Annotated in this window: 12 protein-coding genes and 1 pseudogene; 9 read left to right on the top strand and 4 right to left on the bottom strand. The window is 49.2% G+C overall.

Annotated elements, in window-relative coordinates; translation table 11 throughout:
• The 5 genes and pseudogenes from EOJ37_RS01985 to EOJ37_RS02005 form a co-directional block, all read left to right on the top strand.
• Positions 1-563 (top strand): annotated as a pseudogene (locus tag EOJ37_RS01985) (ISAs1 family transposase); the annotation flags it as partial.
• 272 nt (positions 564-835) lie between these two features.
• Positions 836-1546: a hypothetical protein gene (locus EOJ37_RS01990; RefSeq protein ID WP_127957127.1), complete on the top strand. Its 711-nt coding sequence runs from the start codon at positions 836-838 to the stop codon at positions 1544-1546.
• Between the two features lie 239 nt (positions 1547-1785).
• The gene (locus tag EOJ37_RS01995; RefSeq protein WP_127957130.1) at positions 1786-3105 is read left to right on the top strand and encodes a sensor histidine kinase; all 1320 of its coding nucleotides are present in this window, start codon (positions 1786-1788) and stop codon (positions 3103-3105) included.
• Positions 3105-3713, top strand: coding sequence for a response regulator transcription factor (locus EOJ37_RS02000; RefSeq protein ID WP_127957573.1), 609 nt, complete (start codon positions 3105-3107; stop codon positions 3711-3713). The genes EOJ37_RS01995 and EOJ37_RS02000 overlap by 1 nt, the downstream gene beginning before the upstream one ends.
• Before the next feature lie 268 nt (positions 3714-3981).
• Positions 3982-4665, top strand: coding sequence for an outer membrane protein (locus EOJ37_RS02005; RefSeq protein ID WP_127957133.1), 684 nt, complete (start codon positions 3982-3984; stop codon positions 4663-4665).
• A 72-nt stretch (positions 4666-4737) separates the two neighbouring features.
• Here EOJ37_RS02005 and dgt read toward each other — a convergent pair whose 3' ends face one another.
• Positions 4738-6246, bottom strand: a complete 1509-nt coding sequence (gene dgt, locus EOJ37_RS02010; RefSeq protein WP_127957136.1) for a dGTPase — start codon at positions 6244-6246, stop codon at positions 4738-4740.
• A 53-nt stretch (positions 6247-6299) separates the two neighbouring features.
• Positions 6300-6446: a hypothetical protein gene (locus tag EOJ37_RS14375; protein ID WP_155522471.1), complete on the bottom strand. Its 147-nt coding sequence runs from the start codon at positions 6444-6446 to the stop codon at positions 6300-6302.
• Positions 6447-6471: 25 nt separating this feature from the next.
• On the opposite strand from EOJ37_RS14375, the gene mtnN reads away from it, so the two are divergent.
• The 3 genes from mtnN to EOJ37_RS02025 are packed head-to-tail and all read left to right on the top strand — an operon-like array spanning position 6472 to position 8605.
• Positions 6472-7173: a 5'-methylthioadenosine/S-adenosylhomocysteine nucleosidase gene (gene mtnN, locus EOJ37_RS02015; protein ID WP_127957139.1), complete on the top strand. Its 702-nt coding sequence runs from the start codon at positions 6472-6474 to the stop codon at positions 7171-7173.
• 8 nt (positions 7174-7181) lie between these two features.
• Positions 7182-7994, top strand: a complete 813-nt coding sequence (gene btuF, locus EOJ37_RS02020; RefSeq protein ID WP_127957142.1) for a vitamin B12 ABC transporter substrate-binding protein BtuF — start codon at positions 7182-7184, stop codon at positions 7992-7994.
• The gene (locus tag EOJ37_RS02025) at positions 7994-8605 is read left to right on the top strand and encodes a TRIC cation channel family protein (protein ID WP_127957145.1); all 612 of its coding nucleotides are present in this window, start codon (positions 7994-7996) and stop codon (positions 8603-8605) included. Before btuF ends, EOJ37_RS02025 begins: the two co-directional genes overlap by 1 nt.
• Positions 8606-8642: 37 nt before the next feature.
• Here EOJ37_RS02025 and erpA read toward each other — a convergent pair whose 3' ends face one another.
• On the bottom strand, positions 8643-8987 hold the full coding sequence (erpA, locus tag EOJ37_RS02030) for an iron-sulfur cluster insertion protein ErpA (protein ID WP_127957148.1): 345 nt from the start codon (positions 8985-8987) through the stop codon (positions 8643-8645).
• A gap of 331 nt (positions 8988-9318) precedes the next feature.
• Between erpA and hemL the strand changes: the two genes are divergently transcribed.
• The gene (gene hemL / locus EOJ37_RS02035) at positions 9319-10608 is read left to right on the top strand and encodes a glutamate-1-semialdehyde 2,1-aminomutase (protein WP_127957151.1); all 1290 of its coding nucleotides are present in this window, start codon (positions 9319-9321) and stop codon (positions 10606-10608) included.
• A 188-nt stretch (positions 10609-10796) separates the two neighbouring features.
• Here the strand turns inward: hemL and glpK are convergent, their stop codons facing one another.
• Complete coding sequence (gene glpK / locus EOJ37_RS02040) at positions 10797-12305, bottom strand: glycerol kinase GlpK (RefSeq protein ID WP_127957154.1); 1509 nt, start codon at positions 12303-12305, stop codon at positions 10797-10799.
• Positions 12306-12388: the final 83 nt, after the last annotated feature.

Here is a 12388-nt window from a genome sequence, read left to right on the forward strand (position 1 = left end):
CGCTACGAAGCTCATACCACCGAGATGACAGAAGTTCCGCCATTCACATGGTCAGTGCTTACGCTGCCGCCAACAAAATGGTGATAGGGCAAGTAAAAACGGCTGATAAGTCTAATGAAATCACAGCCATCCCTGAATTAATTAAGTTGCTTGACCTAAAAGGCGCGCTTGTCTCGATTGATGCGATGGGATGCCAGACAGAGATTGCCTCATTAATTCTGAAACAAGGTGGCGACTATCTTCTCAGCGTTAAAGGAAATCAAGGCAATTTATATAAAGCGGTTAAAAAGGCACTTGCAGAGAAAATTAGCGCCCCTGCTTTGCGGGAAGAAACACAGATAGAACAAGGGCATGGGCGAGTAGAGGCTCGACAACACTTTATCATGAATGCCGATGAACTCAGCCAACAGTTTCCTGGCTGGGAAAATCTTAGAACGGTAGGAGTTGCAATGGGTTATCGTCAGGAAAAGGATAAGCCTGCCACACTGGAATACCGTTACTACATCAGTTCTGCGGTGCTGACGGAAGCGAGTTTAGCCGAAGCAGTCCGCAGTCACTGGTCAGGGCAAGATCACGAATGTTTATTGACCAATAATTGCATGGAAAAAAGACTAATGTAGAGCATTAAACGCACAAATCTGGTTCTAGACAGGTCACCTATGACTACACACCGACTGCATTGGTTAAAGTTCATGCATTCATGCGGTTGCCCTGGGATGCAGTGGCCAGCATTAACATGGCGAGTATTAACCATGTGTCATTGATATTGGCGTAATCTATTATTGATGTTGACACCAGTCCCAACCACTTAGTCTGACAAGGGGGAGCCAACGTAATGGAACGTTCCGTGTTAATCCAGCATCTGAAAACATCATGTTATGCACTCTCAGTGTTCGTATTGACTGGATGGTTTGCCGATGCACTAAATGAAAACCTGATTTTCAGAACCATCCTGCGCTTCTTTCGTCCGCAAGACGTCGCTCGTTATGCTCATCCTTTTGCCGATTGGCCCAGTTTTTTCATCTGGTTTATTCCATTACTCTTTACTGGCTTGCTGCTGATGTTTACCTCCGTTATGGCACTGCATCACGTCAAGAAACCGCACCTCTACCAAATCATCAAGAAAAAAGCGCTACCACACTATCCACATGTCGTCGGCCTGCCCACGCTTGGCAATCTGGCCAAATTTCTAACCAGCTATGCTAAAGCAGAAAAAATCTCACTGCTGCTGCCTAAAGCGCAGCAGTCGCGCTATCAGGCCGAGTTGGCTCTCAACCAACAGTACTGTAACCTGGAGGTGCATTGGCTGAAAGAGCAGGATGACCTGCAAAAAGTCACGCTGGAACTGGAGCAGTGGGTAAAAAAAGAGTTGAAACATGCACCTGCTGGTCATGGTGATATCCTGTTTTTAGATATCACCTATGCCGCGCCACTGTACAGTAGCGCAGCGCTATTTTGCAGCCTAGAGCAAGACGTACAATTACTACAGCACAGCAGCGAGGGAAGCGTATTGCGCTATGACCTGATCTGTCAGGCGAAAACGTGAAGTCGATTTTGCTCTCCGAACTCCTGAAAACAGCACTGTGAAACCAGCAGTTATACTGCGGAGACACGATAGATCAGCTCTCAACCCATAGTGACCATTGAACCGGACAATGGCAAAATAGCATCGCTGCCCGTAGGATGGTGCATAACTGCTATTTACAACCTTTAAAGCTGGGTCGTTAACATGTGCCATCAGCGCTGCATTACCGGTCATAACTTCAACAATAAACTCGAATTATTATGCTAAGACTCTGTATCTGGCTGGTGCTTTGTTTACTCTCAGGCGGTGCGCTGATTTTCCATGCGTTGCAACAACAGCATGAACAGTTGTCGATCGATTTTCGTATCTTACATCGTGAGATAACAGTAAAACTCTCGCAGCATGAAACCATACTTGCTCTGCTTTCTATCAATAGTGATCCTGCGGCAATCCAACAGCAGTTTCCCCAGATCCTCACCTGGAAACCACTCACTCGCACTGAGGCTGAGCATGCGCTGTTGCCTGCGGGCCAAGCAACTTATTGGCTCCGTTCACAACACGTTGGATTGCTGATCGATCTCAACAAATTGTTGCTTGAGCTACCACAAATACAAAATTTTCATCACGTTAGCTTAAATTGGCAAAATACCCCACTGATTGAACTGGGCGGGGCTTGGCAGACGGACTATTGGCAATGGCATAAAAAACTAACCAATACGCTACAGCCTTTCGAGCTTGTAGCCAGTGGTATTCCTAACTGGACACGGCTCCCTTGGCTATTGCTGTTGTTATCAGCACTAACCTGGGCGGTGATCGTTTATTTTGTCAGTCAGTATCACCTGCATAAACGGCAGCGTAATATCGCGGTATTACGTGAACATTTTGCCGAACTGACTAGGCTGAATGCGATGGGCGAGATCACCACCGGTATCGTGCATGAACTGAACCAACCGTTGACGGCAATTTTGAGCTACAACCAAGCTGCACTGCGTTTGCTTGACCAGCAACAATTAGATCAGATCCCTGCGCTGCTTGATGCTGCCGTAATACAAATAAAGCGTATCAGTAGCTTATTGCTGCAATTCCGCCAAAAATTGGCACATCAACCGATTGAATGGCAAACCGTCAATCTGACCAAGATCTGGCAACGTGTCACGCTATTATTGGAAAATGAGATCCACAATGGCAAAGTTAAAATTATCAATCGGCTACCAGAAACATTACCCAATTTGCTGACAGAACCGGTGTGGATTGAGCAAATCCTGCACAACATTGTCATTAATGCGATCCAGGCTCAACAGCACCATCTGGCTGGTTATTCCTGGGTAGCGATCGATGCAACAGCCTCTGAGCAAGGCATTACCTTACGCATTACTGACGGTGGCCCCGGCCTTTCCGAGCAGGCGTTACAACAGGTGTTCATGCCGTTTTTCACCACCCGATCAGAAGGTTTAGGGCTAGGAATGGCATTGACCGAAACACTGGTTCAGCGCCTGTATGGCAGCATTAAAGTAGAGAATATTGCCGGACAAGGTGCCTGTTTCACGCTCTTTTTTCCCTTTAACGCTCAGAGGGCATGATGGAACAATTTATCTATCTGATTGATGATGATCAGGCTATCCGCTGTTCGCTCAGTTCACTGTTAGCCACCATGGGTTGGCAGGTATATAGCCATGAAAGTATTAGCGATTTTCAGCAAAAACAACCGCAGCCACAGCAGCTATCAGGCTGTTTGTTACTCGACATCCGGATGCCCGGAAAAAGTGGCCTGATGCTGCTGGAAGAGTGGCAACGGCAACAACTGAAGCTACCGATTATCATCATGACCGGCCACGGTAATATCGATTTGTGTCGCCGTGCGTTTAAAAATGGAGCGTTTGAGTTTCTGACCAAACCGATTGATGCCGATTTACTGATCGAAACGGTGGGTGCCGCGTTAGAACATCAGCGTTTATTACAACAGCAACATAGCAGGGATCGCGAATTAACACACAAGGTCAGTACACTCTCTGCGCGTGAACATGAGATAGCACGGTTAATTATTGCTGGCAAATCGACCAAAGAGATCGCCAATCATCTCGTGCTGTCACCACGTACTGTTGAGGCCCATCGTGCTAACCTGTTTGCCAAATTAGAAGTTAACTCGTTGGTTAAACTGATCACCATCTACGCCACTCTACTCACTTAACACCAACACCTGTGACTGTAATCGGTTGCGCGCTCTTGCACGCCACGCCGACCACATGCAAAACCTCAGCGGCAACAACCTGAATGCACCGTGAGTACCTCGGCGAAAAACTGGCATATCGCATCGCGCTAATCGAATCGGTGCTAAGTAAAAACACCTAGCAAGTTAGGTAGTTGACCGACTTGTTTCCTCACGTCTGGCTAGTTATTTTGCTTGCATCGATGGCGATGTCGCGCATCATTATTAACTTCCAGTAAAGAGAAAAATTATGAATATCAAACCGCTTATGCTTGTTATTTCTTTAGCCACTATTTCTGGTCACGTTTTCGGCGCTGATGATTTACAGGGTTATTACGGTTCAATCAAGTTATTGCAAGCAGAGCAATCGGCAAAAAATATGGATCTCAGCAGCCGGCCAAGTGTTGGCAGCTTTGTGCGTGGTGATGAAAACGCCAATTTTCTCAATGGTGCGATTGCGGCTGGTTATCAGTTTGCGAACGGTTGGCGCAGCGAAGGGGAATATGTCTTCAACAAGAAAAATGAATACACCAGCGGATCAACCAATTTCTCTAGCAGCTTCAATCATCATCAAATCGACGTGCAGCGTTTGATGCTGAATGTCTACCGCGACTATGCGCTGGCTCATAACTTTTCGATTTATGGCACACTGGGCTTCGGTGTAGCGAAAATAGAATCTAGCGGCTGGCAGGGTAATGTCACACGTCAATATGGTGCAAATACGCAAAATAATCTGGTTTACTCTGTCGGTGCTGGCGTCAGTTATACACCATTGCCACGTCTGAGCTTTGATCTGGGCTACCGTTACGTTGATCTGGGCAATGTTGACAGTGGTTACAACCAATTCAGCAATGTCAGAGGGCTAAAAGATGAACAAATGAGTGCGCGCATTACTGCCAGCGAAGTGGTATTTGCTACTCGCTATCTGTTCTAATTCTCGCCTCAACCGCACTTGGAGCCTAACCTGATAACTTCAAGTGCGGGTCCCACTTGAACACTCATCCCCTTACTCTGCTGCCATCAAACGGCGATACTCATCATAAGCGTAGAGATCGGTCATTCCACTAATGTAATCCTGCAACAGTCGGGCGCGGAAATAATACTCACGGATCACCACTTGCTGTTCGGAAAGATGCTTGAGTGCTTCGATCGCTTCAATGTAGGCCAAACGATGCTTGGTAGGGAGTTTATGATACAGACGCGTCTCAATCGGGAAAGCGTGGTGGCTATCGTTCTGGACTAACTGATGAAAATCTGCCAGCGGCATCGCCAGCAATGGGCTGTAGATATCGAGTAATCCACTGATCACCCGGTAGCCCTGTAACTCTAACTGCTCCACTTCTGGATGGTTGAAAACGTACTTTACTGCCACGTTTTTAAAGACTTTTAACAACCGATAAGCAGAACTACTGCCCTCTAACAGTGCCCCATTAAAATTGCCGTGATATATCGCGGGTAAGTTGTCGATAAAACGCTGGGCGGTATCGGGCACCAAACGCGCTACCGTGAACACCCGCAGATACATAAAGAACTGATCTTCACAACTGCGGCGGTTACCACTGCGATCAATCTGGGCAAATGCTTTATCCACCGTTTTGGCAAACAGATCCTCTGAGTTGCCCTCACCCCATTCTTCAGACAAATATTGATATAACTGTTCAAAACTGAAGATTTTTTTCTCTACCGCATCCTCAAGATCGGCAATACAGTAAGAGATATCGTCAGCAGCCTCCATGATGTAGGTAAGCGGGAAACGCGCAAACTCGCCCATCTTCAACTCTCGCCGCAAACGATCAACAAATGCCTCTTCCGCCAGATAGAAACCCGGTTTTTTCATCAAATAGTTATGACTAGCAGGGATCTCATCCACCCAGTAGGCAGGTCGGGTATATTTCAGGATACAGGCGACTTGGGCGAAGGTTAAGTTGAGTTTCTGTAGCGTGTAGACCAGGCGGATCGCCTGTGCGTTGCCCTCAAACTGGCAGAGATCTTGCCGAATACGACTACGCAGTGCGTTAAGTTCTGGCTGATCGGGTTGCAAACATAATAGCGCCACCCGACAGCGATCGCTGCCAATTTCCCGACACTCTGGCGTCAACTGTTTGCGAAACCAGTTGTTAATCGCCGATTCGCCAAAATGACCAAACGGCGGATTGCCGATATCGTGCATCAGGCACGCCATTTCAACAATGCTCTCAAACGGTACCAGCAAATTATTCAGGCCTAATGCCTCAATCTCTGCTTTTTGTTTCAAGCGATTGAGGATCTCCTTAGCAATATGTCGTCCAACCTGCTGTACTTCCATCGAATGGGTCAAACGGCTACGCACCGCAGCATTACGCTCCAACGGAAACACCTGTGTTTTCTGCTGCAAACGGCGGATCGCCGCTGAATTGATGATACGCCCGCGATCGCTTTCAAATTGGCGCACAATCTCATACTCATCTTCGGCCTCTAAACGTTTGCTGAATGGCCGCTGAAAACTGATTTTTTGCTTAAAGTCGATCCCGGACATCGCTGTACCTCTTATGGCTAAGGCAAGATCATGAATGCTTTTCAACCCGTTGATTAGCTGGTCAATAGATTTAACATATTCACCGAGAGAGTTCGATATCCGTTAACATTTTTCTGCATATCAGCATCAACAATGCCAATCACTACTGTGGTGCTATTGCGGATCCGCTCTGGGAACGCCATCATAGCGCCAAATATCATTTTCTGATCTGTAAGTGAGCGAATTATGAAAGTAGGCATTATTGGTGCAATGGAAGAAGAAGTCACCTTGTTACGTGAACAAATGGTCAACCGCCAAACCTATCAGCAGGCTGGCTGTGCCATTTATAGTGGACAAATCAATGGAGTAGAGGTTGCGCTATTGCGTTCAGGCATTGGTAAAGTCGCAGCAGCCTTGGGCGCTACCTTGCTGTTACAGCAGTGTCAGCCTGATTGGGTGATCAATACCGGTTCTGCCGGTGGGTTAGATGCCAGCCTGAAGGTGGGCGATATCGTTCTGTCACAAGAGGTGCGTTACCATGATGTCGATGTGACCGCATTTGGTTATCAACCAGGGCAAATGGCCGGTTGCCCTGCTGCATTCGCCGCTGATAATAGCCTGATTAGCCTCGCTGAACAGGCGGTTACACAGCACCACCTGCACGCAGTACGTGGGCTGATTTGTAGCGGTGATGCGTTCATCAATGGTGCTGAGCCACTGGCACGTATCCGTGCCACCTTTCCAAAGGTGGCGGCGGTTGAGATGGAAGCAGCAGCGATTGCCCATGTTTGCCATCAGTTCAATACGCCCTTTGTCGTGGTGCGTGCTATTTCCGATGTGGCTGATCAGCAATCACATATCAGTTTCGATGAATTCTTAACTATTGCTGCTAAGCAATCTTCACTGATCGTCACTACGATGCTGCAAACGCTAGCTACTCGCGCGTAATGTGTAATATGCGCGTTACTGCGCTACTGCTTGCCCTATTGTACCCGGTGCTGGTTATCCCGCTGTCAGCCTGCCATGCCGCTCAGCGGGTGATTAGCCTAGCGCCACACATTACCGAGCTGGCTTATGCCGCTGGTCTCGGTGAGCGTCTGATTGCGGTGAGCGCTCACTCAGATTATCCGCCAGCGGCGCAACAACTGGAGGTTGTCGCCTCTTGGCAAGGGATAAAACTGGAACGCATCGTTGCACTTAAACCAGATTTAATCCTGGCATGGCGCGGTGGAAACCCTCAGAAAACATTAGATCAACTAGCCTCTCTCGGAATAACCATTTTTTATCTTGATATAAAAAATATTGACGATATTGCGCAATCCCTCGACAGGCTGGCACAATACAGCCCGCATCCTGAGCAGGCTCAGCAAGCCGCCCAGCAGTTTCGCCAGCAAATTGATGAGTTAACCCGTCGTTATGCCAATAGTGCTCTACGCCGTGTGTTTCTACAATTTGGCACCCAGCCGCTGTTGACCAGTTCAGCAGGCAGTGTGCAAAACCAGGTGCTTGCGCTATGCGGTGCTGCAAATATTTTTGCCGATAGCCGTGTGCCGTGGCCACAGGTGAGCCGTGAGCAGGTGCTACTGCGTCACCCGGAAGCGATTGTGATCGCTGGCGGAGAACAACAAATTGCCAATGTGCGCGCTTTTTGGGCACCACAGTTGACGGTGCCGGTGATCGCGCTGCATGAAGATTGGTTTAACCGCGCAGGGCCGCGCATCATATTGGCGGCACAATCACTGTGCCGTCAATTGGCGGAGATTGATTGATGTTATTGTTTTTATTAGATGTGCTTGGTACAGCGGTATTTGCCATCTCCGGGGTGTTGTTGGCGGGGAAGTTGCGTATGGATCCATTTGGTGTGCTGGTACTCGGGGTGGTGACGGCGGTTGGTGGCGGTACCATGCGTGATATGGCGCTAGACAATGGCCCGGTGTTCTGGGTGCAAGATCCCACTGCGTTGATAGTGGCCATGATCACTTGTCTGTTAACGCTGCTGTTGGTACGTAAACCGCGTCGGTTACCAAAATGGATCTTACCGGTGCTTGATGCGATCGGGCTGGCGGTATTTGTCGGTATTGGTGTCAATAAAGCCTTTGCTGCCGGTAGCGGGGTGTTAGTCGCGGTCTGTATGGGAGTGATCACCGGGGTAGGTGGCGGTATTATCCGTGATGTATTAGCACGAGAGATCCCGATGATCCTGCGTACCGAGGTTTATGCCACTGCTTGTATTGTTGGTGCTACCGTCCATGCGGTTGCCTTTTCGCTATTCAAGCTGCCATTACCGCAGGCGATGATTCTGGGTATGGTGATCACCTTGGCGATCCGTCTGGCTGCAATACGCTGGCGTCTTAAACTGCCCGCTTTTATTCTTGAGTAAGCGCTGGTTAACCGGCGGGTATCGCACCCGCCAGTCACTAGATGCTGAATGAGGAACCACAACCACAGGTGGTTTTCGCATTCGGGTTAGTGACAACAAAACGTGAACCTTCTAACCCTTCGGTGTAATCGACCGTGCCGCCCAGCAGATATTGCAGACTCATGGGATCGACCACCAAGGCCACGCCCTGTTTTTCAATCGTCATGTCCCCTTCATTCACCTGCTCGTCAAAAGTGAAACCATACTGAAATCCACTGCAACCGCCGCCGGTAATGTAAACCCTTAATTTAAGGTTTGGATTTTCTTCATCAGCAATCAACAGTTTTACTTTGTTGGCTGCGGCCTCGGTAAATTGCAAAGGCAGTGCTACTTCATCGCTCATCCTATTGACTCCCAATTATCTTCTGGCACAGTTGATGCTCATCACCAACTGAATGCGCCCGATTATCTAATACCTGACTAGCGCGTTCAAGTATTCAACGCACTTGACGCTAAATCAGCCAGCATAGCCCACGCCAAGCTACTGATTAGCGCGATTATCATCCATCGACAAATTCAGGCCAGCAACTGTTGTTGCCGGCATTGGCTCCAGCACACCATGCAACAGCATGCTGACAAAGCAGCGATTTGCTAAGTTGACACACTGCTTTAGAATAGCAGTGTCCGATTAGTTAACAGCCAAGCCAATCTATCTATAACCCAGGAGCCGGTTAATGAGCCTACACAGTAAGTCCGAAAGTCTGTACGCCCAAGCACAACAGTTTATCCCAGGTGGCGTGAACTCTCCCGTGCGCGCATTTACCGGTGTCGGTGGCACACCGCTGTTTATTGAACGCGCCAATGGGGCCTATCTGTTCGATGCCGATGGTAAGCGTTATATCGATTATGTCGGTTCTTGGGGGCCTATGGTGCTTGGCCATAATCACCCAGCAATCCGCAATGCGGTGATTGAGGCTGTGCAGCGTGGGCTAAGTTTCGGTGCACCAACCGAAATGGAAGTAAAAATGGCCGAATTGGTGACTACGCTGGTGCCATCAATGGATATGGTCCGTATGGTTAATTCCGGTACCGAAGCCACCATGAGCGCGATTCGTCTAGCGCGCGGTTATACGCAGCGCGACAAAATTATCAAATTTGAAGGCTGCTATCATGGTCATGCCGATTGTCTGCTGGTGAAGGCGGGTTCAGGAGCACTGACCCTGGGTCAACCAAACTCGCCCGGTGTACCGGCTGATTTTGCCAAACATACATTAACCTGCAGTTATAACGACCTCGACTCAGTACGCAGTGCATTTGAGCAATACCCTGGCGAAATCGCCTGTATTATTGTCGAGCCTGTGGCCGGCAATATGAACTGTATTCCACCACAACCTGAGTTTTTACCCGGTTTGCGCGCATTGTGTGATCAGTATGGTGCATTGCTGATTATCGATGAGGTGATGACCGGTTTTCGCGTCGCACTTGGCGGTGCTCAAGCCCACTATGATGTGCAGCCAGATCTCACCTGCTTGGGGAAAATCATTGGCGGTGGGATGCCTGTTGGCGCTTTTGGTGGCCGGCGCGATGTGATGGCGGCGTTGGCGCCGACTGGGCCAGTCTATCAGGCTGGTACGTTATCCGGTAATCCGATAGCGATGGCGGCAGGCTTTGCCTGCCTGAACGAAATTTCACAACCCGGTGTACATCAGACACTCAGTGCCCTGACGGCAACGCTTTCCGAAGGGTTACTACAAGCAGCAAAACAGCAGAACATTCCACTGGTGGTCAACTATGTCGGTGGTATGTTTGGCCTGTTCTTTACCGATGCCCGTTCAGTGACCAGCTATCAAGAGGTGATGAAGTGTGATGTCGAGCGCTTCAAACGCTTCTTCCATCTCATGCTGGCCGAGGGTGTCTATCTGGCACCTTCGGCGTTTGAGGCGGGGTTTATGTCGGTCGCGCACAGCGATGAGGATATACAGCGCACCATTCAGGCAGCCAGTAAATGCTTCGCCAAGTTGTAGCTGGATAACTCGGTGTAACTGGCTGACAGCTTGCAGATGGATCACAGAGAGTCACCGCATACACGGGTTTAACCACCTTAATCACATCGGCACCCGAGCTGGGTGCCGATAACCACTGATGTACGTCACGGTAGCCAAACGGTGTGCGTCACGCAGCCGCTGTGGTTGTTAGCTGATTTTTCAAACGGTTATTCATGCTGCTCCCAATGCTGTGCACGTGCCACCGCTTTTTTCCAGCCCTGATAACGTCTGTCACGCTCAGTTTGGTCAATCGAGGGCTGAAATTGGCGCTCAATGGTTGCCGTGCGCTGCACTTCATCCAGGTTGCTCCAATAACCGACAGCTAATCCAGCCAGATACGCCGCGCCGAGTGCGGTGACTTCACGTACCTCGGGCCGTTCCACACAGGCACCGAGAATGTCCGCTTGTGCCTGCATCAGAAAATTGTTCGCCACCGCACCACCATCAACCCGTAGTGATTGCAGGCGGGTGTTGGCATCTGCCTGCATGGCATCCAGCACATCGCGCGTTTGATAGGTGATCGACTCCAATGTTGCGCGGATAATATGATTGCTGTTTACCCCTCGGGTGAGACCAAAAATCGCTCCGCGTGCATAAGGGTCCCAATAAGGTGCTCCTAAACCAGTAAAGGCAGGCACCACATAAACACCGTTACTGTCCGGTACTTTACTGGCGAAATATTCAGAATCGGCAGCATCGCTGATCAGCTTCAACTCATCACGTAGCCACTGAACCGACGCCCCTCCCATAAATATCGCCCCTTCCAAGGCATAATTCACCTCGCCACCCGGGCCACAAGCAATGGTGGTCAGCAAGCCATGTTCAGAACGCACTGCTTTCTTGCCAGTATTCATTAACAGGAAGCAACCTGTACCGTAGGTATTTTTTGCCATTCCCGGCTGAACACAGAGCTGCCCATAGAGTGCTGCTTGCTGATCACCAGCAATACCGGCAATCGGGATCAGTGTGCCATCTTTACCGCCGATGTTGACCTGACCATAAACTTGTGATGATGAGCAAACCGAGGGAAGCATCGCACGCGGGATATTGAGCAGATCCAGCATCTTCTGATCCCACTGCAATTGATGAATATTGAACAGCATAGTACGCGAAGCATTGGTGTAATCGGTGACGTGTACTTGTCCTTGCGTCATTTTCCAAACTAGCCAGGTATCTACCGTACCAAACAGCAGTTCACCCCGCTCTGCCCTTTCACGTGCGCCTTCAACATTATCAAGGATCCATTTTACCTTAGTACCAGAAAAGTAGGGATCAACCACCAGCCCAGTGGTTTGACGAATGTATTCTGCCTGACCATCTCGCTTAAGCTGCTCGCAGATCTCGGCGGTGCGCCGGCATTGCCATACGATGGCGTTATAAATCGGTTTACCGGTTTTTTTCTCCCAGACAATGGTTGTTTCGCGTTGGTTAGTGACACCAATAGCGGCTATCTGGTCGGTGTTAATATCCGCCTTCGCCAGAACTTCTACCAAGGTGGAGCTTTGCGAAGACCAAATTTCCAGCGGATCGTGCTCAACCCATCCAGATTTTTGGTAGATTTGCGTGAATTCTCGCTGTGAAACTGCAACAATATCGGCGTTGTGATCGAAGACAATTGCGCGCGAGCTGGTGGTTCCTTGATCGAGAGCAACGATATATTTTTTTTCGGTCGTCATAAGTCTAATTCCGTCGTGATTCACTGCTGTGTTCATCGCACTTAACATTGTTGACTATTGATTGCCTCTTGCTACAGGCACCA

Origin of the sequence: Serratia microhaemolytica, from assembly GCF_004011885.1 — a bacterium.
Classification (GTDB): domain Bacteria; phylum Pseudomonadota; class Gammaproteobacteria; order Enterobacterales; family Enterobacteriaceae; genus Serratia_G; species Serratia_G microhaemolytica.

Coding starts and splice junctions, on each gene's coding strand:
- dgt (WP_127957136.1), bottom strand. CDS start 6,246: ATGTCCGGGATCGACTTTAAGCAAAAAATCAGTTTTCAGCGGCCATTC.
- EOJ37_RS01995 (WP_127957130.1), top strand. CDS start 1,786: ATGCTAAGACTCTGTATCTGGCTGGTGCTTTGTTTACTCTCAGGCGGT.
- erpA (WP_127957148.1), bottom strand. CDS start 8,987: ATGAGCGATGAAGTAGCACTGCCTTTGCAATTTACCGAGGCCGCAGCC.
- EOJ37_RS01990 (WP_127957127.1), top strand. CDS start 836: ATGGAACGTTCCGTGTTAATCCAGCATCTGAAAACATCATGTTATGCA.
- EOJ37_RS02025 (WP_127957145.1), top strand. CDS start 7,994: ATGTTATTGTTTTTATTAGATGTGCTTGGTACAGCGGTATTTGCCATC.
- hemL (WP_127957151.1), top strand. CDS start 9,319: ATGAGCCTACACAGTAAGTCCGAAAGTCTGTACGCCCAAGCACAACAG.
- EOJ37_RS02000 (WP_127957573.1), top strand. CDS start 3,105: ATGGAACAATTTATCTATCTGATTGATGATGATCAGGCTATCCGCTGT.
- EOJ37_RS02005 (WP_127957133.1), top strand. CDS start 3,982: ATGAATATCAAACCGCTTATGCTTGTTATTTCTTTAGCCACTATTTCT.
- glpK (WP_127957154.1), bottom strand. CDS start 12,305: ATGACGACCGAAAAAAAATATATCGTTGCTCTCGATCAAGGAACCACC.
- mtnN (WP_127957139.1), top strand. CDS start 6,472: ATGAAAGTAGGCATTATTGGTGCAATGGAAGAAGAAGTCACCTTGTTA.
- btuF (WP_127957142.1), top strand. CDS start 7,182: ATGCGCGTTACTGCGCTACTGCTTGCCCTATTGTACCCGGTGCTGGTT.
- EOJ37_RS14375 (WP_155522471.1), bottom strand. CDS start 6,446: ATGATATTTGGCGCTATGATGGCGTTCCCAGAGCGGATCCGCAATAGC.